Annotated in this window: 23 protein-coding genes; 8 read left to right on the forward strand and 15 right to left on the reverse strand. The window is 63.8% G+C overall.

All coding sequences use genetic code 11. From position 1 onward, the window contains the following. Nucleotides 1-8 precede the first annotated feature (8 nt). Nucleotides 9-1,343 carry a dihydroorotase gene (locus tag ACFE8X_RS01740; RefSeq protein WP_375449708.1) on the reverse strand — a complete coding sequence of 445 codons (1,335 nt, stop codon included), beginning with the start codon at nucleotides 1,341-1,343 and terminating at the stop codon, nucleotides 9-11. A 68-nt stretch (nucleotides 1,344-1,411) separates the two neighbouring features. Between ACFE8X_RS01740 and ACFE8X_RS01745 the strand changes: the two genes are divergently transcribed. The 3 genes from ACFE8X_RS01745 to ACFE8X_RS01755 all read left to right on the forward strand — a co-directional run bounded on the left by ACFE8X_RS01745 (nucleotide 1,412) and on the right by ACFE8X_RS01755 (nucleotide 3,492). Further along, a complete protein-coding gene (locus ACFE8X_RS01745) occupies nucleotides 1,412-2,203 on the forward strand; it encodes a YgfZ/GcvT domain-containing protein (RefSeq protein WP_375449709.1) in 792 nt (263 codons plus the stop codon). A 65-nt stretch (nucleotides 2,204-2,268) separates the two neighbouring features. Then, entirely contained in the window at nucleotides 2,269-2,871 is a 603-nt protein-coding gene (locus tag ACFE8X_RS01750) for a hydrolase (RefSeq protein ID WP_375449710.1), read from the forward strand. Nucleotides 2,872-2,982: 111 nt separating this feature from the next. Continuing rightward, nucleotides 2,983-3,492, forward strand: a complete 510-nt coding sequence (locus ACFE8X_RS01755) for a hypothetical protein (RefSeq protein WP_375449711.1) — start codon at nucleotides 2,983-2,985, stop codon at nucleotides 3,490-3,492. 6 nt (nucleotides 3,493-3,498) lie between these two features. Here ACFE8X_RS01755 and ACFE8X_RS01760 read toward each other — a convergent pair whose 3' ends face one another. The 3 genes from ACFE8X_RS01760 to ACFE8X_RS01770 form a co-directional block, all read right to left on the reverse strand. Then, entirely contained in the window at nucleotides 3,499-4,551 is a 1,053-nt protein-coding gene (locus ACFE8X_RS01760) for a cell wall hydrolase (protein WP_375449712.1), read from the reverse strand. 178 nt (nucleotides 4,552-4,729) lie between these two features. Continuing rightward, nucleotides 4,730-5,275 carry a hypothetical protein gene (locus ACFE8X_RS01765; protein WP_375449713.1) on the reverse strand — a complete coding sequence of 182 codons (546 nt, stop codon included), beginning with the start codon at nucleotides 5,273-5,275 and terminating at the stop codon, nucleotides 4,730-4,732. A 73-nt stretch (nucleotides 5,276-5,348) separates the two neighbouring features. After that, nucleotides 5,349-7,616, reverse strand: coding sequence for a putative PEP-binding protein (locus ACFE8X_RS01770; RefSeq protein ID WP_375449714.1), 2,268 nt, complete (start codon nucleotides 7,614-7,616; stop codon nucleotides 5,349-5,351). A 118-nt stretch (nucleotides 7,617-7,734) separates the two neighbouring features. Between ACFE8X_RS01770 and ispH the strand changes: the two genes are divergently transcribed. From ispH to rnhA, 3 genes are read left to right on the forward strand one after another with little or no spacing between them, the layout of a single operon-like run. Continuing rightward, on the forward strand, nucleotides 7,735-8,706 hold the full coding sequence (gene ispH / locus ACFE8X_RS01775) for a 4-hydroxy-3-methylbut-2-enyl diphosphate reductase (protein WP_375449715.1): 972 nt from the start codon (nucleotides 7,735-7,737) through the stop codon (nucleotides 8,704-8,706). Further along, nucleotides 8,703-9,224 (forward strand): GNAT family N-acetyltransferase, encoded by a 522-nt coding sequence (locus ACFE8X_RS01780; protein ID WP_375449716.1) that lies wholly within the window; start codon nucleotides 8,703-8,705, stop codon nucleotides 9,222-9,224. Before ispH ends, ACFE8X_RS01780 begins: the two co-directional genes overlap by 4 nt. Continuing rightward, nucleotides 9,188-9,691: a ribonuclease HI gene (gene rnhA / locus ACFE8X_RS01785; RefSeq protein WP_375449717.1), complete on the forward strand. Its 504-nt coding sequence runs from the start codon at nucleotides 9,188-9,190 to the stop codon at nucleotides 9,689-9,691. The genes ACFE8X_RS01780 and rnhA overlap by 37 nt, the downstream gene beginning before the upstream one ends. 34 nt (nucleotides 9,692-9,725) lie before the next feature. Here the strand turns inward: rnhA and ACFE8X_RS01790 are convergent, their stop codons facing one another. Further along, nucleotides 9,726-10,706, reverse strand: coding sequence for a DUF808 domain-containing protein (locus ACFE8X_RS01790; protein ID WP_375449718.1), 981 nt, complete (start codon nucleotides 10,704-10,706; stop codon nucleotides 9,726-9,728). Between the two features lie 64 nt (nucleotides 10,707-10,770). Between ACFE8X_RS01790 and ACFE8X_RS01795 the strand changes: the two genes are divergently transcribed. Beyond that, entirely contained in the window at nucleotides 10,771-11,106 is a 336-nt protein-coding gene (locus tag ACFE8X_RS01795; RefSeq protein WP_375449719.1) for a hypothetical protein, read from the forward strand. Between the two features lie 2 nt (nucleotides 11,107-11,108). Here ACFE8X_RS01795 and glyS read toward each other — a convergent pair whose 3' ends face one another. The 8 genes from glyS to ACFE8X_RS01835 all read right to left on the reverse strand — a co-directional run bounded on the left by glyS (nucleotide 11,109) and on the right by ACFE8X_RS01835 (nucleotide 19,263). Beyond that, entirely contained in the window at nucleotides 11,109-13,133 is a 2,025-nt protein-coding gene (glyS, locus tag ACFE8X_RS01800; protein WP_375449720.1) for a glycine--tRNA ligase subunit beta, read from the reverse strand. Between the two features lie 83 nt (nucleotides 13,134-13,216). Then, nucleotides 13,217-13,720, reverse strand: coding sequence for a hypothetical protein (locus tag ACFE8X_RS01805; RefSeq protein WP_375449721.1), 504 nt, complete (start codon nucleotides 13,718-13,720; stop codon nucleotides 13,217-13,219). 14 nt (nucleotides 13,721-13,734) lie between these two features. Beyond that, nucleotides 13,735-15,657 (reverse strand): DUF2207 domain-containing protein, encoded by a 1,923-nt coding sequence (locus ACFE8X_RS01810; RefSeq protein ID WP_375449722.1) that lies wholly within the window; start codon nucleotides 15,655-15,657, stop codon nucleotides 13,735-13,737. Between the two features lie 4 nt (nucleotides 15,658-15,661). Continuing rightward, a complete protein-coding gene (locus ACFE8X_RS01815) occupies nucleotides 15,662-16,213 on the reverse strand; it encodes a LemA family protein (RefSeq protein ID WP_375449863.1) in 552 nt (183 codons plus the stop codon). A gap of 221 nt (nucleotides 16,214-16,434) precedes the next feature. Further along, nucleotides 16,435-17,358 carry a glycine--tRNA ligase subunit alpha gene (locus tag ACFE8X_RS01820; RefSeq protein ID WP_375449723.1) on the reverse strand — a complete coding sequence of 308 codons (924 nt, stop codon included), beginning with the start codon at nucleotides 17,356-17,358 and terminating at the stop codon, nucleotides 16,435-16,437. A gap of 79 nt (nucleotides 17,359-17,437) precedes the next feature. Continuing rightward, nucleotides 17,438-17,662, reverse strand: a complete 225-nt coding sequence (locus ACFE8X_RS01825; RefSeq protein ID WP_375449724.1) for a hypothetical protein — start codon at nucleotides 17,660-17,662, stop codon at nucleotides 17,438-17,440. Then, nucleotides 17,663-18,508: a S49 family peptidase gene (locus ACFE8X_RS01830; protein ID WP_375449725.1), complete on the reverse strand. Its 846-nt coding sequence runs from the start codon at nucleotides 18,506-18,508 to the stop codon at nucleotides 17,663-17,665. Between the two features lie 47 nt (nucleotides 18,509-18,555). Beyond that, nucleotides 18,556-19,263 (reverse strand): tRNA1(Val) (adenine(37)-N6)-methyltransferase, encoded by a 708-nt coding sequence (locus ACFE8X_RS01835; protein ID WP_375449726.1) that lies wholly within the window; start codon nucleotides 19,261-19,263, stop codon nucleotides 18,556-18,558. A gap of 179 nt (nucleotides 19,264-19,442) precedes the next feature. Between ACFE8X_RS01835 and ACFE8X_RS01840 the strand changes: the two genes are divergently transcribed. Further along, nucleotides 19,443-20,450 (forward strand): polyprenyl synthetase family protein, encoded by a 1,008-nt coding sequence (locus ACFE8X_RS01840; RefSeq protein ID WP_375449727.1) that lies wholly within the window; start codon nucleotides 19,443-19,445, stop codon nucleotides 20,448-20,450. A gap of 4 nt (nucleotides 20,451-20,454) precedes the next feature. Here the strand turns inward: ACFE8X_RS01840 and ACFE8X_RS01845 are convergent, their stop codons facing one another. Both ACFE8X_RS01845 and ACFE8X_RS01850 read right to left on the reverse strand, forming a co-directional pair. Beyond that, a complete protein-coding gene (locus ACFE8X_RS01845) occupies nucleotides 20,455-21,327 on the reverse strand; it encodes a 4-(cytidine 5'-diphospho)-2-C-methyl-D-erythritol kinase (protein WP_375449728.1) in 873 nt (290 codons plus the stop codon). A 10-nt stretch (nucleotides 21,328-21,337) separates the two neighbouring features. Beyond that, on the reverse strand, nucleotides 21,338-23,059 hold the full coding sequence (locus tag ACFE8X_RS01850) for a tetratricopeptide repeat protein (protein WP_375449729.1): 1,722 nt from the start codon (nucleotides 23,057-23,059) through the stop codon (nucleotides 21,338-21,340). Nucleotides 23,060-23,181 lie beyond the last annotated feature (122 nt).

Consider the following 23,181-nt stretch of genomic DNA (forward strand, 5'->3'; position numbering starts at 1 on the left):
CAACCGTCTTAGGTCGATGGCGGTAAAGCCTCGAGGAAGCGCATGGGCTGGCCGGTCGAGGGGGTCACGAGCTCGCCCTGCCACATGACGGTTTTGCCGCGCAGGATGGTGCCGACGGGCCAGCCGGTGACCGAGACGCCATCATAGGGGGTCCAGCCCGCGCGCGATTTCACGTCGGCGTTGCGAATGGTTTGCGTCCGTTTGAGATCAACGATGGTCAGATCGGCATCGTAACCGACAGCGATGCGGCCCTTGCCGGCAATGCCGAACAGGCGATTGGGGCCGGCGCTGGTCATATCGACGAAGCGCGCCAGCGACAGGCGGCCGGCGTTCACATGATCGAGCATGATCGGCACCAGCGTCTGCACCCCGGTCATGCCGGAATGGGAGGCGGGATAGGGGTGGTCCTTTTCCTCGCGCGTATGAGGCGCGTGGTCGGAGCCGAGGATATCGGCAACGCCACTGCGAACCCCGGCCCAGATGGCATCGCGGTGAGCGCGATCGCGCACCGGCGGGTTCATCTGCGCATAGGTGCCGAGGCGGGTGTAGGCGGTCTCGTCCAAGGTCAGGTGATGCGGGGTGACCTCGACGCTGGCGAAGTCCTTGTGATCGGCGAGAAAAACCATTTCCTCGCCCGTCGAGATATGCAGCACGTGGATGCGCTTGCCGGTCTTGCGGGCAAGGGTGACGAGGCGCTTGGTGGAGCGGAGCGCCGCTTCGGGATCGCGCCAAACCGGATGGGACGACGGGTCGCCGGGGACGCGAAGATGTTTGCGCTCCTCAAGCCGGTATTCATCCTCGGAATGAAAGGCAGCGCGACGCGAGATGGCGCGCAGGATGGCCTCGACACCGTCATCGTCGGGGACCAGCAGAGAGCCGGTGGACGAACCCATGAAGACCTTGACGCCGACACAGCCGGGCAGCTTTTCGAGCGCGGCAAGCTCGCCGGCATTTTCATGGGTGCCACCCACATAGAAGGCGAAATCGCAGTGCATGCGGTTGGTGGCGCGGGCGATCTTGTCCTCGAAAGTGGCGCGCGAGATGGTCAGCGGACTGGTGTTGGGCATTTCAAAGACACCAGTGACCCCACCCATGACGGCGGAAAGCGAGCCCGATTCGAGGTCTTCCTTGTGGGTCAGGCCGGGCTCGCGGAAATGCACCTGGGTATCGATGACCCCGGGCAGGATGTGCAGGCCACCGGCATCGACGATGGTGTCGGCGGTGTCGGCCGCCAGGGTGCCCAGGGCGGCGATGCGACCGGCGCGAAAGCCGATATCGGCGGTCCCTTCCCCATCGTGGTTGACCAGCGTGCCATTCTTGAAAATCGTGTCGTAGTGCGCCATGTCTTGGGTCCGCCCAGCCGGTCGTCATGGCCGGTTTAGCGGATGGGGCGCCGGAAGGGCAAGCGAACATGACCATCCATTTGCGTGCCGATCGCGCCGTGTTCCGGTTTTCCGGGCCTGATGCCCATAAACTGCTCAATGACGTGGTGACGGGACCGATACCCCTAGCCGAGGGCGCCGCCGCATGGTGGGCGCTGCTGTCGCCGCAGGGCAAGATCCTGGCCGAAGGGCTTGCGGGTTGGTCGGACGAAGCCTTACTGCTTGATGTGCACCAGTCGGTGGCAGATGATTTTTTCAAGCGCATGAGACTGTATCGGCTGCGGGCCAGCGTGGTGATCGACGATCTGCGGGCAAGTCATGTGGCGGGATGGGATGACGGGTTTGACCGCTTGGGCGGGCGGGTAATCGCACCGGCAGACGGTGCGGCAGGCTGGACGCAAGATGATGAAGACTACGCACGGATGCGCATTGCCGCGGGAATTGCCGAACTGGGGCAGGATTTTGCACCCGACACCAGTTTTGCCCACGACATCGGGATGGACCTGCTGGAGGGTATCGACTTCGCCAAGGGCTGCTATGTCGGCCAGGAAGTGGTCAGCCGGATGAAGCATCGCGGCACGGCGCGGCGGCGGCCGGTGATCGTGCGGGGGATCAAGGCCGATGCGGGGACGCCGGTGCTGGCAAATGGGCGCGATAGCGGCACAATCGGGCGCATCGTCGACGGCGCAGCGGTCGGCATCGTGCGGCTGGACCGGTTCGGGCCCGGCGTGGCAGCGACAGTCGGTGACAAGCCGGTGACGCTGGAATTGCCTGACTGGGCCCGCTACGGGCTGGGCGAGGCGAGCGCTGAGGACGCATAGCACCGGCATTTGAAGAATCGCGGCTGCAGACCTAGGGTCGCGCGACGTTTTCATCTGGGGGCAGCATGGCGCGCGCGAAAGACCGGGCCTGGCAACGCATGTTGTCTGGCCGGCGGCTCGATATCCTGGACCCCTCCCCGCTCGACGTCGAATTGAGCGACATTGCCCATGGACTGGCGCGGGTGGCGCGCTGGAACGGGCAGACGATTGGCGACTATCCGTTTTCGGTGGCGCAGCATTCGGTGCTGGTGCTGGAACTGTTTCGCGCACACAACCCGGATGCAGGGGGAAAATCGCTGTTGCAGGCGCTGCTGCACGATGCGCCCGAATATGTGATGGGCGACATCATCTCGCCGTTCAAGGCGGCGATGGGGGGCAATTACAAGGATGTGGAAAATCGCTTGCTGGGTGCGGTTCACCTGCGTTTTTCACTGCCGGCAATGCCGCCTGCGGCCTTGACCAAGCAGATCAAGCAGGCCGACCGGGAGGCGGCGTTCTTCGAGGCCATTCATCTGGCAGGATTCGAGGCACCCGAGGCCCGCAAATTGTTTGGCGAACCCAGCATGCCGGCCTTCGACGTCGACGCTTTCGACCGGCTGATCCGCCCCTGGCCGACCCATGAAGCGCATGATCGGTTCGTGGCGGCGTTTGACGCCATCGACCTCTGAAGAGCGTGGAGATTAACCCTAACACCGGATGAACTTTGCTCGCGTGGAGCGACTATGGTCAATGAAGTGCTAAGAGAGTGAAAGCATTCGCTTCATTTTGGGACAGTCGCCATGGTTCTGCCGGATCGTAAAGTGTTGCTGGGCGTGGTTCTGGGCGCGGTATGCGGTGCGGGCTTGACGATCGCCGGTCCGGGTGCGGTCATGGGCGCGATTGCCGACGAAACGCAAACGGGGATCGATCCCACGAGCCTGGTGAAATTCGAGGGGCGTGACTACGACGTCCAGTATGAGGACTGGGTGGATACGGAGCCCACGGCCAAGAGCCGGGTCAAGAAGATCGAATTCGGCCGCGTCAGCTATATCGACATTACCACGACGGCGACCGGCGCCTATTCGACCGATGCGATGTTTTCCGTCAATATCCAATATCCCGGCATTACCGTTGAGCCGGTGTCGGCCCAGATTGCCAGCGCTGTCTCGGTGATCGGATTTGGCGGCCATTGGGTGGACCTGCCGCTGGCGCCGGGGAATTCATTCGTTTACACCGGCAGCGGCGACCATGCGACGATCAGCGGCAATGGTTTGACCTGCGTATTCACGCAGCACTCGACGGGCTGCTAGGCGGTTTCAGCCGAACAACCAGCCGCGCTTGAACTTATAAAAGATGTGCATCCCGATCTGGGTGACCTTGGTCATGCGCGGCGCCCAGGCGGGGCGCACATAGCTGGCGTGATAATGGGTAGCGTCGGCCACTTCGGCCAGATACAGCTCGCCATCGGTGACCTTGGTGGCGATTTCTTCGGCCTGGGCCCAGGATTTCTGGTCGTTGATGGTTTCGGGGTGGCCGTCGCAGGCAAACGAGAACTGGCAGGAATTGCGCTGCGTCTGGTTCTGGAACACGACGCCGCAGATGGTGTTGGGATAACGGTGATCCTTGACGCGGTTGAGCACCACTTGCGCCACGGCGACCTGGCCGCGATAGCTTTCTCCCCGTGCTTCAAAATAAATCGCGGTGGCGAGACACCAGAGTTCCTTGGTCGAGGCGACCATGACGGCGCCCGTGCTGTAGGCTCCGGTGACCGGTGCATTGGCGCGGGCATAAGCCAGTTGGTCGGATGCGACCATGGGCAGCGGTGTGCCGGTGGTGGGCGCAAACCCGGCAATGGCCTTGAGCGCATCGGAATCCATCGCCGGATCGAGGGCAGCAACGGCGATGCGCGGCTGGTCCTGGCCGGCAACGACAATGACGGGATCGGCCGCGGCGAGTTGCGAGCGATTGGGGAGAGCATTGGGTGTAGGACCGGCGCGCAGTTCGGCGATACGCATGCGGGCGCGCTCGAAGCTGTGGGCGATAGCCAGTGCACTGGGTATGGCCCGGACACGATCGGATTTTCCGGCGCGATTGGGGCCGGTGAAGCTGGCAGCGTCGAAAAGGCGATCGAGCGAGCTGGTAGTGATGGCGTCAATGCCGGGCGGGGCGAGACTAGCCTCGATGATGGACGGCGCGGATTTGCCCAGCTCGCGCGGCAGGTCGGCAGCGGGTCCATGAGCCGCCGCAGTCAGGCCGGCAAAGCTCATTGCGCCAATGACGCCCAAGGCCAGAAATCTGGCAATGGGATGTCCGGTACGAACCGCTCTAGCCGCGCCCTCGCGGGCGGCGGGCCGGTGTGGATGGGCCATCAATTGCTACTCAACACTACGCAACAAAACTACTGATCGGCGAAAGTGACGCTAAAATGCCGACAATCGGGATGATGTCTTATTAGGGTTAGCAGGCGGTAAACGGCGAGTGGGGCGATGGCGTGAGGGAATGAGGGCGCTGATGTGACGGGAGATTTTGTCGCAGGGCGGCGACAGCCTAGTCGCAGGCAGCGCGAACCGGGGCAACGGCTTCGTTGACGCCGGCCAGGCTGAAGCGCACCGTCAGCGAGCGCGAACTGAGCGGGGTAACGCGAACGGTCAAGTTGTTGGCGCCTTCAAGGCTATCAAGGAAGGCCGGCGCATCGCGATCGATCATCAGGGCGGTGTTGTTGTCCGCGGTGGGCAGGGTGCGGCTGCGCGCCGCCTGAAGATCGAGCTGCAGGGTAATGCCGGCATCGTTGCCGATAGCGGACATGGCATTGCCGGCAAAGGCAAATTTGACCGAAAGGGCACCTGCGGCGCAGGTCACGGTCATGACCGCCGGCTGCCGGCCGCTGGGACGGGCCGGGATCAACTGCGCTGAGTTGATGGTCACACTTTGGCTGGATACGGCGGGGACGGCGCGAAACAGGCTATCGTAGCAGGCCAGCCGCTCCGGGTCGCCGATGATCGCGGCGCACGCCGCGCTGCGCTCTTGGGCAGCAATTGGCGCATTGGGCAGCAAAGACATAAGCAGCAGCGTCAGAACCGGCAGAGATTTCAAGAAACGTCCTCCCATCGTGCCTCTTTCGAGCGAGGCCCGCTTGCCTGACATATAGGGCAGGAGGGCCGGATAGTTAAGCCAGGGCCTGGGCCAGGGTCAGCCGGGCAACTGGCACCCGATAGGGTGAGCAGCTGACATAATCGATACCGAGACCGGAAAAGAACCGCAACGAGGCCGGATCGCCGGCATGCTCGCCGCAAATGCCGATCTTGAGGCCGGGATTGCTGGCGCGGCCACGCTGGATGGCAAGGGCGATCAGTTCGCCGACGCCTTTTTCGTCGATGCTGACGAACGGATCGCGCTCGTAAATGCCCTTACGTTGGTAGGCGGCGAGAAATGTCGGGGCGTCGTCGCGCGAGATGCCGAACGTGGTCTGGGTCAGATCGTTGGTGCCGAAAGAAAAGAAATCGACCATGGGCGCGATTTCGCCAGCGCGCAGACAGGCGCGCGGCAGTTCGATCATGGTGCCGAATGAAAACTGGACCCGCCCCGAGCGCAGCAGGCCTGAATTGGCAACGATGTCGTTGACCTTGTCGCGCACCCAGGCCACCTCGCTGACGGTGGACACGAAAGGCACCATGACCTCGACGATCACCGGTTCGGCCTGGGTTTCGCTGGCGGCCCGCACTCCGGCCATCAGCGCCTGCATCTGCATCTGCAGGATTTCGGGATAGGTGATGGCGAGGCGGACACCGCGGTGTCCGAGCATGGGATTGACCTCGGCGATCCGCTCCAGGCGCAGGCGCAAGGCCCGCACGGCCAGCCCGAGAGAGTGGGCGGTCTCCTCGATATCCTCATCGGTGCGCGGCAAAAATTCGTGCAGCGGCGGATCGAACAGGCGCACGGTAACCGGCAGCCCCTTCATGGTGGCGAACAGGGCCGAATAATCCCCGGTCTGGAAATCGACCAGGCCATGCAGGGCCCGCGCGCGATCATCCTCGTCCTCGGACAGGATGAGTCGACGCAGCGCCACCATGCGCTCGGGGGAAAAGAACATGTGCTCCGAGCGGGCAAGGCCGATGCCTTCGGCACCGAAGCTGAGCGCAGTGCGGCCCGATTCGACGGTTTCGGCATTGGTGCGCACCTCGATGGTGCGGCTGGCATCAGACCAGCCGAGCAGCGTGCCCATGGCGCCCCCGATATGGGGTTGGGCCAGGGGCAAGACGCCGGCATACACATTGCCATCGGAGCCATCGATGGTGATCCGGTCACCACTGCGCAGTTCGCGATCGCCGATCCGGCAGACCAGCTCGGCGGCATCCACGAACAGGGTGCGCACGCCTGCCACGCAGGGTTTGCCGGTAATGCGGGCGATCACCCCGGCGTGGCTGGACATGCCGCCGCGCGCGGTCAGGATGCCGGTGGCGGCCTTCATGCCTTCGATATCGGCGGGGCCGGTTTCGTTGACGACGAGGATGCAATGCTTGCCGCGGGCGCGCAGGCGGGCTGCGTCCTCGGGATTAAAGACGATCACGCCGCTGGCGGCGCCGGGCGAGACGCCCAGGCCCGTGGCGATGGGTGCCACGCCCTCGGTGGAGCGGAGGCGCGGATGCAGCAATTGCGCCAGGCGAGCGGGATCGACGCGGCTGACGGCGTTTTGCGCCGACCAGACCTTGCGCGCGACACGATCGACGGCCGCTTCGAGTTCGGCGGCGGGGGCGGCCTGAATACCGCGTGCCGACACGAAGCTGACCTTGCCGTTCTTGATGGCCACGAGGCACGTCATGTGCCGGCCTGCCTTGGCATCGAGCAGGCTGACCAGGGCATCGATGCCGGTGGGCAGGCGGGGTAAAGGTGAGCCGTCCACCGGGGCGGGACCGAGGCCGCCCGTTACCGCATTGCGGGTGAGGAATTGTTCCAGCTCGCCATCGGCGGTGGCCTGGACCAGGACGATTTGCCGCGCCCGGTCGTCCTCCTGACGGGGGCCGGCCCAGGCCTGGCCAAAGCCATAGGAATCAAAAGCGTTCTTGATGGCCCGCGCCAATGGGCGGCTGGGATCGACCGAATCCTCGGGACTGGAGGGCGGCACCAAGCCGGTCCTGGCATTCATCAGGCCGCCATTGTGGCGCGCTGCCGAAGTGCGCACCGTCAAAGGCGGGGCCTTGGCATCGCCGCTGACCAGCTTGAACAGGCAGGCGATCCAGTGGGTGCGCAGGCGGGTATCCTTGCGGCTGCGCTCGGCCTGCAGCGCCTCCCAGGCGCCGCGGGTAATGGCGATGGTGGGCACGGTGGGAAAGCCCGCCTCCCCAACGCGGAAAATCCAGCGGGCCTTGCCGGCCAGCAGCTTGAGCTGCGCCGCCGAAAGGTTCGCTTTCCCCGTGGCCGGGGCAATCGCAAACATTTCCTGCGCCAAACTCACCGCTCAGTTCCTGCCATCGTTACCGCCGCATATTGCCCATGACGGCCCTGCCCCGCAACAGGACTTGACTTGGCCACACTCAGAAAGCATCTGATCTGGAATGGAAAAGCGGCCACAACTCGACATCCTGCTGTGTGCCCCGCGCGGCTTTTGCGCCGGGGTCGACCGGGCTATCCAGATCGTGGAACTGGCGCTGGAAAAATATGGCGCGCCGGTTTATGTGCGCCACGCCATCGTGCACAACAAATATGTCGTGGATGGACTGCGCGACAAGGGCGCGGTGTTTGTCGAAGAGCTCGATGAAATTCCCGACACCGGAGCGCCCGTGGTGTTTTCAGCCCACGGCGTACCCAAGAGCGTGCCGGCCGATGCGCGCAACCGCAACATGTTCTTTCTCGACGCCACTTGCCCGCTGGTGAGCAAGGTTCACGTGGAGGCGCAGCGCCACCATGCCGAGGGGCACGAAATCGTGCTGATCGGGCACAAGGGGCACCCTGAAGTCGTGGGCACGATGGGACAACTGCCGCCCGATGCGATCACGTTGATCGAAACGGTGGCGGACGTGGCGCGGTTCGAGCCGCGCAACCCGCAAACGCTGGCCTTCGTGACGCAGACGACGCTGTCGGTGGACGATACGCGCGAGATCGTATCGGCATTGCAGCAGCGTTTTCCCGCGATCAACGGGCCGCACAAGGAAGACATCTGTTACGCGACCACCAACCGGCAGGAGGCGATCAAGGCGGTGGCGCCGGAAGTCGATGCGATGATCGTGGTTGGATCGTCCAATTCGTCCAATTCTTTGCGGCTGGTGGAAGTGGCGGAGCGGGCGGGTTGCAGGATATCGATGCTGGTGGACCGGGCCACCGAAATCGACTGGAGCCGGCTTGAGGGTATCAGGACCTTGGGCGTTTCGGCCGGGGCGTCGGCCCCCGAAAAACTGGTGGACGAGGTGATCGAGGCATTTGCCCAGCGCTATGACATCAAGGTGACTGCACGGGTGACGGCGCGTGAAAATATCGCCTTCAACATTCCACGCGAGTTGCGCACGATCGAGGCGGCGGTGGCGCGATGAGCGATCTGCGGGTTCTGGAAACCGAGCGGCTTGTGCTGAGCGGCTGGACGCAAGAGCAGATCGAGGATCTGGTGCGGCTGCATGGCGACCCCATGGTGGCGCGCTACCTGGATGCAGAGGGGAAACCCTGGAGCCGGGAGAAAGCCGCAGCCCGGCTGTCGCTGTGGCACGACAATTTCGTGCAGCACCGGATGGGCAAGCTGCGTCTGGTGCGCAAGAGCGACGGCGCTTTTATCGGCCGGGCGGGGTTCGGTCTGTTCGGGGACCAGCAGGAGCCGGAAATCGGCTATGCGCTGCTGCAGGATTATCACGGCCAGGGCTATGCAACCGAGGCCGCGAGCGGCTTGCGCGACTGGATTTTCCGGGAAACCGACCGTACCTATTTCCTCGGCTTCGCCGATGTGCGCAACACGGCGTCCCTTGCCGTGCTGGCGCGGATCGGCATGAGCAAGACCCATGTCGATGTGATTGACGACCAGCAATGCCAGTTTCACATCTTGCACAAAGGCCGTCCGTGAGCGAGGCCGTCATTATTCATACCGACGGGGCCTGCTCGGGCAATCCGGGCCCAGGCGGCTGGGGCGCCATCCTGCAATATGGCGACAAGCGACGCGAATTGAGCGGCGGGGCGCCGCTCACCACCAACAACAAGATGGAGCTGACGGCGGCGATCGAGGCCCTCAATGCGCTGACGCGGGCCTGCACCGTGGAGCTGCATACCGACAGTCAATACGTCAAGAACGGCGTCCAGAGCTGGATCCACGGCTGGAAAAAAAACGGCTGGCAGACTGCCGACAAAAAGCCGGTCAAGAACCTGGAACTCTGGCAGGCGTTGGATGCAGCAAGCCAGCGGCACACCATTACCTGGCGCTGGGTCAAGGGCCATGCCGGCCATGATTTGAACGAGCGCGCCGACCAGTTGGCCAATGAAGGCATGGCGCCCTTCAAGCCCAAGCGCCGCGACGCCTTGATGCCGCCGGTCTAGCCGTTTCCCCGCCCTCGGGGAGAGGGAAGGCGCCTCAGGCCCGTTTCGGCAGCAGACCCTTTATCGCCTTCCACGTCGGCGACACGACATAGCTCGCGACCGGGATCAGCAAAGCCCCCAGGAACAGGCCAAAAAAGAAATCGACCACGGCTGTGGCAAGCCAGCCGGCCAATGCGGCAATGGCGGGCAGCGCCTGCTCGGCCCAGTGGGCGGCTGCCTCGATGACATGTTCGGGGCCTTCGATGCCGAACTGGATCAGGCCATGGGCGACGATGCTGCCGCCGACCCAGGTCATGGCCGCGGTGCCGATCACGCTCAGGACCTGCATGAATATCGGCATGAACCGCACGATGCCGCGGCCGGTCGCGCGTCCAAAGCCCGTGCGCGCGTGGGTTGCGGTCCAAACGCCGAAGTCGTCGGCTTTGACGATCAGCGCCACGGCACCGTAAACCGCGATGGTGATGCCAATGCCTGCAATCGCCAAAATGGCGGTACGGGCCCAGAAGTCGGGAACCTCGATGGCGGCCAGAATGATGGTCATGATCTCGGCCGAGAGGATGAAATCGGTTTTGACGGCGCCAGCCACTTTTTGATCTTCGAGCGTCTTGGGGTCAATCGCGGCCGGCTCAAGCCCGGCCTCGTGCGCCTCGGCATTGTGCGGGGCCAGCGCATGAAACACCTTTTCGGCACCCTCGTAGCACAGATAGGCGCCGCCGATCATCAGCAGCGGGCTGATGAGCCAAGGCGCAAAAAAGCTCAGGACCAGCGCGGCCGGCAGAAGAAAGAGTAGCTTGTTCTTGATCGATCCCCAGGCGATCTTGCCGACGATGGGCAGTTCCCGGTCCGCCTCGAAGCCGTGCACATAGTTCGGGGTGACAGCGGCATCATCGATCACGGCGCCCGCGGCCTTGACGCCTGCCTTGGCGGCTTGGCCGGCGATGTCATCCAGAGAGGCCGCGGCGACCTTGACAAGGCCGGCAACGTCGTCGAGCAAAGCGAGAAGTCCGATACTCATGGTCGATCCTTGATAGCGGCACTGTGATTTGGCATCAGCCCATCCCGGGCGCAACGTTGCAGCCATGAAGAAAGTTCTGCTCGCCACAGCCTTTAGCATCGCCGTCACACTGCCCGCCCTGGCACAGTTCCCGCCACCGGGTGTCTATCAGTGCGTCGACATGAACGGCACTGCGTTCGGCGTACTGAGCTTGCAGGTTGCAGGCGACTATCAGTTCGACAGCAGCGTGACGCTGGGTGGCAGCGGCCAGGTGGCGTCCTCGGGCAATAGCGTGAACGCTGTCAGCGGCCCGCTGGCCGATATCGGGCTTGCCGGCAGCTTTACCACCGACGAGCGCGGCGAAGCGTCATTCATTTTCACCACCAACATGGGCAGCCTGCTTTGCGCGTTGCCGCAATAGTCTTAGCCGGCGACCTTCGAAAAATCGGCGACCAGGTGCATGGTGTCGCGTAGGCGGCCGAGCAGGTTGAGGCGGTTGACGCGAATTTTTGAGTCTTCGTCATTGACCAGGACGGCGGTGAAGAAGGCATCCACCGGACCGCGCAGGGTGGCCAGTTCGGCAATGGCGCCTTTGTAGTCGTTGGCGGCGACATGGCTTGATACCGCAGCATGGACCGCGTCGACGACGAAGGCCAGGTCGGTTTCCTGCGGGAGCCGCAGCAAGTCCTGGTCGACGGTGCCGTTGTAAACGAGGTTGAACTTTTTTTCTTCGGCAGCCAGGATATTGGCGGCGCGGCGATAGCCGGCGAGCAGGTTGACGCCATCCTCGGACGACAGCAGGGCCGAAAGCGCTTCGACACGGCGAATGATCTCAAGAATATCGTTGCTATCGGCTGCAATGGTGGCATCGACCAGATCGTGGCGGGCGCCGGCATCACGCAGCGTCCCCTTGAGGCGGTCGTGGAAGAACGCCAACAGGTCCGGTTCGACCTTGAGCGGCACGCGCAGAGCATTTTCGGCGATGATACGGATCACGCCCAAAGCCGCACGGCGCAAGGCAAAGGGATCGCGGGAGCCCGTGGGCTTTTCGTCGATAGTCCAAAAACCGGCGAGCAGGTCGAGCTTGTCGGCCAGAGCCACAGCGATAGCAACGGGATCGGTGGGCACCTGGTCGGTGGGGCCAAGCGGCTTGTAGTGCTGCTCGATGGCATTGGCGATATCGGCAGGCTCGCCCTGGGCGGCGGCATAGTAGCGGCCCATCAGACCCTGCAATTCGGGAAACTCGCCGACCATGTTGGTCACCAGGTCGGCCTTGGCCAACATGGCGGCGCGCTGGACGCGTGCAACATCGGCACCGACCAAGGGAGCGATGTCGCCGGCCAGCTTGACGATCCGCTCGACGCGCGCGAACTGGGTGCCCAGCTTGGCGTGGAACACGGTATCCTCGAGCTTGGGCAGGCCGTGTTCGAGCGGAATGGCCAGATCGCCCTGGTAGAAAAACGCCGCGTCGCTGAGGCGGGCACGAATGACGCGTTCATTGCCGGCGGTAATCACCGCGCCGCCATCGCTTGCAACCGTATTGGCGGTAATGATGAAATTGGGTGCCAGTTTGCCTGATGCGTCGCGCAAGCAAAAGCATTTCTGGTTGGCGCGGATCGTGGCGATAATGACTTCTTCGGGGAGTTTCAGAAACGCGGGATCGAAGGCGCCCATCATGACGACCGGCCATTCGACCAGGCCAGCGACTTCCTCGAGCAGGCCTTCATCGGCAATGACGCCCAGACCCTGGGCGAAGGCCAGGTGATCGGCATCGGTCTTGATGATGTCCTTACGGCGGTCGATGTCGAGCACGACCTTGGCGCGCTCCAGCGCGGTGACGTAATCGTCGAAGCGGCGGACGCGAATGGGCTCGGGGGCGAGAAAGCGGTGGCCGAACGTGGTCTGGCCCGAGACCAAGTCGTTGGACGTGAACGCGATAACCGCCGGCTCCTCGTTTTCGGTGCCGAAGGTCGCGGTGATCGCCCGCAACGGACGGACCCAGGCAAAGCTCCCGCGGCCCCAACGCATGGATTTGGCCCACGGGAAATCGGCAAGAATTTTTGGCAGGATAGCCGAAAGCAAGGCGGTGGCGTCCGCCCCAGGCCGGTCGATCCGGGCAACATAAAAGTCGCCTTTTTTTGGATCGCTTTCGACACTGGCCTGATCGATGGAATTCAGGCCTGCCGCGCGCAGGAAGCCATCGATAGCTGGCTGGGGCGCCCCGAGCTTGGGGCCTTTCTTGTCTTCGCGCGTATCGGGCGAGCGGGCCGGCAGCCCGGTGACGGTCAGCGCCAGGCGGCGCGGCGTGACGAAGGCGCGCGCGCCCTCATAGACCAGTCCGGCATCGACCATGGCATTGGTCACGGCTTTCTTCAAATCGTCCGCCGCGCGGCGCTGCAAGCGGGCGGGGATTTCCTCGGAAAACAGTTCGAGCAGCAATTCGGGCATGGCGCACCAGACGTTAGAGGCGCCGGTTTGTTAGCTTGGGGGGACGCGGATGTCCATGTGCAACCAGCGCCCGCTGCGCCCGTTCAGTGCGCCAGTTCGCCGAGCAGGACATCAAGCAGGTCTTCGATCGTAGCGAGGTGTTCGAACGCCGATTTGCGAACTTCCCGCAGATTGGGCCGCTCAAGTTTATTTCCCAAGCCGTCACCTTTGGTGTGGCGGACGACCCTGCCATCGATGGTATCGGGCAGCGGCTGGCCTGGCGCATCGCCGAACCAGAAGAAGTGGTCAAACCGAAGATCGTCGGTCACGAACATCCACACGATGCAGCCGCTGGGTTTGCCGGTCAGTCCGAGATTGATACCAACCTCAGTGCGCTTGCCGCCAAGGATCGTGGCCTTGAGCTGGATGTGTCGCGTGAGAACGCCGCGTGAAACGACGATGTCATAGCCACCAGCATCGAACTCGGAACGGAGAACCTCCGCGTCGAACACATCCCGTTGCCACAACGCGCGCAGCAAGGCACCGATCAGCAGGTGTTCAAGAATGACTTCGCGCAGCACGGAGTGGCGTGAATGCTTGTCAAGCACGCCGTACTCCTCAGTCACCACCCACCTCCGCCGCCACCACCGCCGCCACCGCCGGACGAGCCGCCGCCACCGCCGCCGGAAAAGCCGGACGATGACGCTTGCACTGGTTGTGCGGCGACCATGGCGGCGGTCATGCTGGCGGCGGCGGCGCTGACGGCATTGGTCATGTTGCCCGCAATGTTGCCGCTGCCCGAGCCAAAATGGCTGCCGCCATACCAGAGCGGGGCATAGCCGGACCCGGTCACGTCGCTGACGGCGTTGCGCGCCAGTTCGCCCTCGAAATGCTCGCTCCAGGGCTTTTCGAGGCCCAAGGCGATGGCGAAGGGCAGGATGCGCTCGAAGCGGGTTATGGTCATGGGCGGGGCGCCGGTGATGTTGAGGCGCTCCTTTTCGGCGGTGTTCAGATAGAGCTTGAAGCCGTCGATCTGGTCCATGATCTTGCGGCCCTGGATGGTGGGGGCGCGCATCAGGACGGCGAAGATCACCGTGACCAGAACGATGGAGATGGCGGCGATGGCGGCCGTATTGACCGTTATGTGGGTCAGGGTATCGAGCGCAAAGCCGAAGATATTGAAGCCGACGATGATGACCCAGACGGCGGTGACCAGATTGCGCCAGAGCCCGCCCTTCCAGACCGAGCCGACCGAGGTGCTAAACAGCCCGAGGACGACCCCGATGATGACCGAGCCGACCAGCCAGACCGGATCGAGGATGTCTGACAGCACCAGCGCACCCAAGAGGGCCAAAGCCAGCACATAGCCGATGATCGAATAGCCCAGATTGCTATTGAACCAGGTGGAGCGGTTTTCATTTTCGATGGCGGCGACGAACTGGCCGCGTTTCTTTTGCAGATCGAGGCCGTTGGACTTGTCGACGGTGAGAGCGCCCTTGCCGTTGAAATAGTTGAAGACCAGTTTTTCGCCCGCCGGCAGCGGCGTTTCGGGCTGTTTGCCGGTCACGGTCACGCGCAGATCGTCGCCGGAATTATCGATGGTAAGGAGACCCTTGACGCCAAGCTCGAAAATCGTGGCGGTAAAGGCGGTCCAGCCGGAGTTCTCGAAGCCCCAGTTGTGGACATAGTGCGTCAGGCCCGGCGAGAAATCCTTGGGCGGGTAAAACAGGGGAATGATGATGCCTTTTGCCGGATCGCGGCCGACGCGGAACCAGGCGATGAAATTGTAGGCCAGCACCAGGAGGGCCGCCAGCACGGGAAAGATGACTTCGCGCAGGTCCGACAGCCATTGCAGCCAGGCGTCGAACCCGGTGGGCAGGGTCAGGATGCCCTTCTGGAATGCGACGGCAAAGCTCATGCCTTCTTCGGGCTCGAGCTGGCGATTGGTGCGAAAGATCGCGGTATTGTCCGAAGTGCGGGTGATGGTCACCGCCTGCTCGGTGGAGCCGGGGCGGCCGGTATAGCCGACCAGGCTGGACATCACCGCGCCTTTGGGCAGCGTGACCGTGGCGACGGAACTGGCGATCGGAAAAATCCAGTAATTGCCGGTAGCGTTCCAGAACAGTTCGTCATGGTCCGCGAAGGTGCGGGCCATGCGGGTCATGGTGTAGTCAATGATGTAGCGATGCTTGCCATTGCGCAGCAACACATCGGGATCACCGATCCAGATGCGCTGGAAGTCGCCCATGCGCTCGACCCGGAAGGTCTCGGGCGCGCCGTCACGGGTGACGGTCAGGACCTCGAAACCGGGACGGATCTTGCCGCCTTCGGGGCCGAGCAGGGTCACGGGGATATCGCGATAGATGCCGCGGCGGATTTCGTTGCCCTCGGCCTGCACGTCGATGGTTTCGGTGACGGCGACGGCGCCGTTGGTAGCGAGTACCACATTGGCCGAGAAGGCGCGGATTTCCTCGCGCGCCGCGGCCGGAAGGACGAGCGCCAGCGCGACGACCAGCGCGGCGAGCAGCCGGGACAGCATGCCCATGAGGTCAGAACTTGACCGTGGGCACGGCACGATCGGCGGGGTTCTCCAGCTCGAAATATTCGGCCTTCTCGAACTTGAAGTTGTTGGCGATCAGGTTGGAGGGGAAGGATTCCACCGTGGTATTCAGATTGCGCACGGCGCCGTTGTAATAGCGGCGCGCCATCTGGATTTCGTCCTCGGTGGTCTGCAGCGCCTGCTGGAACTCCATGAAATTGGCGCTCGCCTTGAGGTCGGGATAGGCCTCGGCGACGGCAAAGAGCCGGCCCAGCGCACCCGACAGGGCCCCTTCGGCCGCGGCACGTTCGGCCGGGGTGCCATTGGACGCACCCTGAGCGCTGACGCGGGCATTGGTCACCGCTTCCAGCGTCTCGCGCTCATGGCCCATATAGCCCTTGACCGCTTCCATCAGATTGGGGATCAGGTCGGTACGGCGCTTGAGCTGCACATCGATGCCCGACCAGCCCTCCTCCACCATCTGCCGGTTTTTCACCAGGCTGTTGTAGATGGTGACGGCGTAGACAGCGACGATGACGACGACGCCGAGAATGATCCAGATGGCCATGAATGCCTCCAAAAGGGGGCGCCCGCGCACCCCTGCCCCAGCGCGACATTGGCATTGCCAGAGGACGGAAGGCAATGGAATTTGGTGGGCGTGGGCGAGGCCCGATCTGCCACCATCCCCTTCATCCAGGATTATCGCCTACGATAGCTCTGCCCTGCGCGGGCGGGAGGCAACTCTGTGCCTATTGTTGTCATGGACGGAAAACGGACAAGCGTCTACTCCGCGCCGCCACCGGCCGTTTGCAGCCAGGCAGCGCCGCAGCTTTTGGCGAGTTCGCGGATGCGCAGGATGTAGCTTTGCCGTTCGGTCACCGAGATGACGCCACGGGCATCGAGCAGGTTGAAATTGTGGGCGGCGCGCAGAACCTGTTCATAGGCGGGAATGGCCATGGTCTGCCGATTGGCTTCGGCGCCCCTGGCGAGGACCGCGCGGCACTCGGTTTCGGCATCGGCGAAGTGGCGGAACAGCATGTCGGTGTCGGCGGCTTCGAAGTTATATTTGCTCGATTCCTGCTCGTTCTGCAGAAACACATCGGCATAGGTGACCTTGGCGTCGCCGCTGCCGCCATTGAAGTTCAGCTCCATGATGGAGTCGACATTCTGCAGATAGCAGGCGAGGCGTTCGAGCCCATAGGTCAATTCGCCCGAAACCGGATGGCATTCGAAGCCGGCCACCTGCTGGAAATAGGTGAACTGGCTGACTTCCATGCCGTCGCACCACACCTCCCAGCCCAGCCCCCAGGCGCCGAGCGTGGGGTTTTCCCAATCGTCCTCGACGAAGCGCAGATCGTGCAGACCCGGATCGATGCCGATGGCATAGAGCGATTTAAGATACAGCTCCTGCAGGTCATCGGGGGATGGCTTGAGAATGACCTGGAACTGATAATAATGCTGCAGGCGATTGGGATTTTCGCCGTAACGCCCGTCCTTGGGCCGGCGCGATGGCTGCACATAGGCGGCGTTCCAGGGTTTTGGCCCCAGTGCCCGCAGCACCGTCGCGGTGTGGGACGTACCGGCACCCATCGGCATGTCATAGGGTTGCAGAATTACGCAGCCCTGTTCCGCCCAGAACTGTTGCAGGGTCAGGATCAGGCCCTGGAACGAGTTCCTGGGGTCCATGTGAGATGGGCGATCGGTCATAAGTCAGGGTCCGGCTGAATGTCGGGCGGAACCTAGTTGGGCGGCTGGGGCCGGTCAATCAGCATTGTGATTGCGGCCCTCAAGGCTTGTCCCCCGGCCGGAAGGTGCCGTCCTTGTCGCGCTTGAGGTCGATCACGCCGGGTTGGGCGCGTTCGCGCAGGTCGCGCTCGCGGCGGATGCGGTTGGCTTCGGCGTCTTGCTGCTTGAACGTGCCGGTCCAGTCGCGCCAGATCTTGCGAACGCCCAGGTAGATGATCAGGGCGATGCCGACATAAAGCGCAATGCGGATAAAAATCGCGGTCATCTAAAGGCCAAACCGGGCCCAGAGGGCACGATCCTCGATGCCGGCCGACACATCGCCCACCAGGCTTTGCGCGGAAAAGCCGAAACGGGGAAAATTGATCAAGCCGCGCTTGGGCGCAATCGGCCGGAGTTCGATGTCGGTGCCGTAACGGTCACGCAGGACCGCGTGCAAATCGCCGATGGCATCGATCAGGCCGAGGTCAAGACCGCGCGTGGCGGTCCACCATTCGCCGGTGAACAAGGTATCGTCGGCGCCCTTCAGCCTGGTGCCGCGGCGCGCCTTGACGTGATCGATGAACACCTGGTGGATATCAAGCTCGAAGGTCTTGATGCGATCCACATCTTCGGATTTTTCGGGCAGGAAGGGATCGAGCGTGGACTTGTTGCGGCCGGCGGTGTGGACACGACGCTCGATGCCGAGCCTGCCCAGGGCTTCGACGAACCCAAAGCCGGCCATGATGACGCCGATCGAGCCGACGATGGAGGATGGGTCGGCAAAAATTTCGTCGCCCGCCACGGCAATGAAATAGCCGCCCGAGGCGGCAGCATCCTCGACGAACACCAGCACCGGCTTGCCGTGCTCGTCCGCCAGGTCGCGGATGCGCTTGGAAATCAGGCGCGACTGAACGGGGGAGCCGCCGGGGGAATTGACGATAATGGCAATGGCGGGCGCGGACTTGATGGCGAAAGCGCGCTTGAGCAGCGGCGCCACATTGGCGATGTTGAGCCGGCCTTGGCGCTGGTCGGCGGCGATGACGCCCTGCAAGCGGATAACGGGAATGATCGTCCTGTTGCGCCCGAGCAGGCGCCTGAGCCAATGTCCAAATCGTGCCGGTGTCTGCGCCATGCTCAATCCCGTTGTTTGCCGGCAGATCTAAGGTTCATTGGCGGCAATTACCAGTCGAGCCGCGCGGTGCCGCGCAAGATCGCGTCGAATTGCGCGGTAAAGGCGCGCCCTTCGGGCTCATGTAAAGGCCGGGACGCCAGCAGCGTCAGCGGCGCACGCGATCCCTTGATAGCGCGAACCAGCACGCGACTGGCCGGCTCGCCGTCCCGCGGAACCAGCGGCAGCACCATCATGGCGCCAAAGCGCGCCGCGAATGCTGCCAGCAGCGGCACGAGCGAAGCGGCGGGATAAATGAAGATGATTTCGCCACCTGCGGCAGCCGCGCCGGCCGCGGTCTTGACCCAGAGATCAAGGTGTTCGGCGCGCATGTGGCGGGCGTCGGCACGGGTGGCTTGCTGCGCCGGAGTGCCGCCGGAACTGTCGAAAAACGGAGGATTGGCGATGACCGACGAATAGGCATTGTCGCGCAGACCGGCAGCGCGGCGGTCGGCGCCCTTCCCCGCCACGTCGGCCGGGATCAGCGTGACGCGGTCGGCAAAGCCATTGTCATGGGCGTTGCGCTGCGCCAGGGCCAGCATGTCGGCATTCTGGTCAAGCAGCGTTGCGGCCAGGTTCGGGTTGTGCGTCAAAGCCACAAGCCCCGCAGTGCCAACGCCGCAACCCAGGTCGAGCAGCGCGGTGGCCGCAGGCGATACTGCTGCGCCAAGAAGCACGCTATCGAGCCCGGCGCGAAAGCCGTGGCGCGGCTGCGACACAGTGATCCTGCCGCCTAAAAAGGCGTCGCGCGTCGGCGTTTGGTGTTTTACAAAGGCATTTGCCTGGTCTAGGGACATCGCATCCGAATGGCCGGTTCGGCGCTAGTTTACATGCCTGGGCCTGGCGCGCTCAACCAGAATTGCCGTTGCGGCCAAACAAGGATGATGTGCCGGTGTCAATGCTGACGCAAACAACCCAGGCCCCCAGCGCCAATGCGATCGAACGCCTGCTGCTGGCGACGGGCCAGGACATGGCCAAGGTCAATGCGCTGATTCTCGAACGCGCCGATTCCCATGTGGAGATGGTGCCCGAGCTGGCGCGCTATCTGATCGATAGCGGCGGCAAAAGGTTGCGCCCGATGCTGACCGTGGCGGCAGCGGCCCTGTTTGGGGCCGGGATGGGCAGCGCCATCAAGTTCGCGGCTGCGGTCGAGTTCATGCACAATGCCACCTTGCTGCATGACGACGTGGTGGATGAAAGCGACATGCGCCGGGGCAAGCCTGCGGCACGGATGATCTGGGGCAACCAGGCCAGCGTGCTGGTCGGGGATTTCCTGCTCGGGCAGGCCTTCATGATGATGGTGGAAACCAGGGATATCGCGGCGCTGGGCGTCCTGGCGGCGGCGGCGGCGGCGATGGCCGAGGGCGAAGTGTTTCAGCTGGCCAAGACGGGCGACCTGGCGACGACGCCGCAGGATTATGCCGACGTGATCCGGGCCAAGACCGCGACACTGTTCGAGGCGGCCTGCGAGGTGGGCGCCATGGCCGGCGGCGCCGATGATGCCGGACGTGGGGCGCTCAAGGCCTATGGCCTGGAACTGGGCAACGCCTTCCAACTGGTCGACGATGTGCTGGACTATCGCGGCGAAAGCGGCGTCATGGGCAAGAACACCGGCGACGATCTGCGCGAAGGCAAGATGACGCTGCCGGTGATCCTGGCGCTGGCCGAAAGCACGTCTGCAGAGCAGGCGCTGATCTCGGACGCGCTGGGCGATGCCGAGGCCAGCGCCGAACAGGTGAACGACGTCGTGGCGATCATGGAGCGCTACGATACGTTGGGCCGTACGGTGGAACAGGCCGAGGCGCATGCGCAGGCAGCAGTGGATGCGCTGGCTGGATTGCCCGGGTCGGCGATGAAGACGCTGCTGGTCGACGTGGTCGAATTCAGCGTGCGGCGAGGGTATTGAGGCTTTACGGCACGATCAAGGGCGCCGCGGCGACCCAGTATTCGGGATGAGCGCGACGCAGTTCGTGCGCGGCCTGGTGTGCCTGGGCGCTGGCGCCGAAAAGGCCGAAGACGGTGGCGCCGGAGCCCGACATGCGGGCGAGCATGCAGCCTTGGGTTTCTCCCATCAACTCGATCAGATCGCCGATAACCGGGACGAGCTTGACGGCGGGAGGCTGTAGGTCGTTACGGGTTTCGGCCAGCCAGATGCCGAGCTGGGCCGGGCGGGTGAGCGGCATGGGCAAGGCCGGCAGGGGATAATTGTCATGGGCCCGCAGGCGCCGGAAGATATCGGCGGTGGCGACCGGCACCAGCGGATTGACCAGCACGATGTGGAGCGAGGGGAACTGGCGTAGCGGCGAGACGATCTCGCCGACTCCGCGCGCCACGAGCGGCACCGAAAGCAGGCAGGATGGCACATCGGCGCCGAGCCGAAGCGCCAGGGCGGACAGTTCAGGCAAGGCAATCGGCTGGCCGGAAAGGCCGGCCATCAGCCGCAGCGCCGCTGCCGCGTCGGCGGAGCCGCCGCCGATTCCAGCCGCCACCGGCAGGTTCTTGCGCAAGGTCATGGCCAGCGCCGGCTCGACTGCGCCCGGCCATTGGGCGCGGAAGGCGGCAACGGCGCGGGTCACCAAATTGTCGCTGTTGACCAGGGTCTTGGCGAACGGGCCGGTGATGACGAGGCTGTCGGCGCGGGCCGGGATGGCTTCGATCTCGTCGGCCACCTCAGCAAAGACAACCAGGCTTTCGAGGTCATGATAGCCGTCCTCGCGCCGCCGCGTAACATGCAGCGCAAGATTGACCTTGGCGGGGGCCGCCTGGACAAAGTGTTCCGCCACGAGGGGAACGCTACGGCGTAGCGGCGGACGCGGTCAGGCCATTGGCCAATTTGGGCACCGTGCGATCCTTGACATTGCCGACGGTATCGACCGAAGCAGCAATGCGCCACTGAAACTTGGCCTCCAGCTCGCGGCCGGCCTTCCAATAGGCGTCGCCCAGATGATCGTTGATCTCGGGGTCGTTGGGCAGCAATTGCACCGCCTGTTCGAGCGTGTTCACCGCCTCATCGACCCGACCGAGCTTGTAGAACGCCCAGCCAAGTGAATCCACGATGTAGCCATCCTGCGGCACGGCGGCGACGGCCTTCTCGATCATGCCCAGGGCCTGATCGTAATTCATGTCCTGGTCGATCCAGCTATAGCCCAGATAGTTGAGCACTTGCGGCTGGTCGGGGTTCAGATCGAGCGCCTTGAGCAGGTCGGCTTCGGCCTTGGGCCATTGCTTGGCCCGCTCATAGGCGATGCCGCGCACATAGTAAAACCGCCAATCGGACGGGCTTTCGCCGCCGCTGATCGCCAGCGCCTTGGTGTAGGCATCAGCGGCCTGGCTGAATTGTTCGTCATAGCGCAGCAGGTCGCCCAAGACCGAGACGGCATCAAGATCGTCCGGACGCGTGGCGACGATATTGCCCAGGCGCCGCAGCGCTTCGGGGCGGTCGCCCAGGGTATCCAGATTTTGCGCGATCCGCACCACGGCGGTCGGCTTCATCGGCGAGGTAGCGGGCACGCCGTCGTAAATGACGTTGGCGGCCTTGTTCTGGCCGGCCTGATCGAGCAATTGCCCGAGCGCCAGCGAGATGACGTCGGCGGATGGATCGAGATAGAGGCCCAGGCGCAGGAACACGATGGACAGGTCCATGCTGCCATCGCGCGACAGGGCAACGCCAATGCCATGGAACATTTCGGCAGCGCCGACCTGCACGTTGGACGCGAACACGCCCGGACGCTGGCCGGCATCGATCATGTTCTTGACGATGGTGACGACGGGATGGCTCAAGCCCTGGTTCTCGAACTGGGCGATGGCGGCCTTGGCCTGGTCGAACTCGCCGGCATTGGCCAGGATGCGCGCATAGACCTCGACGACGCGGGCCACGTTGGGCTCGGCATCAAAGGCCTGCCCAGCCAGCTTGATAGCGTTGTCGGTATCGCCGGCAGCCTCGGCCATCAAGGCGCGATGGAACAGCAGGAAGTCCTCAAGACCCCCCTGCCCCAGCGCATCGAGAAGTTTTTCGGCATCTTGCGGCTTGTTTTCGCCCACCAGGGCCCAGGCCCGCAGGATGCCCGCGGTGATGGCGGTGAAACTGTCCTGGCCGGCGCTCGAAAGCTGGGCTTCGGCCGCTGGATAACGGCGCTCCTTGAGCGCCTCGGTGGCAACGACCAGCTTGGCAAGCTCATTGTCCGGATCAAGCTCGAGCAGGTGCTTGGCTGTGGATGCGGCCTGCCCGATCTGGCCATCGGCGGCAAAGGCCACGAAAGCGCGCTCGACCAGGAGCGGGTTGCCCCAATCGGCCTGCGCCGCCTCCATGAAATAGCGGGCCGCCTCCTCGGTGCGCAATTCTTCCAGGGCCTGCCGGCCGGCCAGGTAGCTGCCGGTCACGCTGGGGCTGAGCATGGACAGCATGTCCATGGCGGCCTTGGGCAGCTTGGGCTGCGCCATGACTGGAGCAACCAGGCTGCCCAGGACGAGGGCCAGGACAGCAGGACGCACGATACGGTTGAAAAGCTTGGTCACGAGGCTCAGTTCTCCGTTGGCCGCTCCAGGCCGGTTTTGGCGCAAACAGTGTCGATTTTGCGACCATGACGCAAGCACGAGGACCGCAAGACCGGTCACAATGTGCTGTGGTGGTGGCCTGC

Source organism: uncultured Devosia sp. (genome assembly GCF_964244875.1).
Classification (GTDB): Bacteria; Pseudomonadota; Alphaproteobacteria; order Rhizobiales; family Devosiaceae; genus Devosia.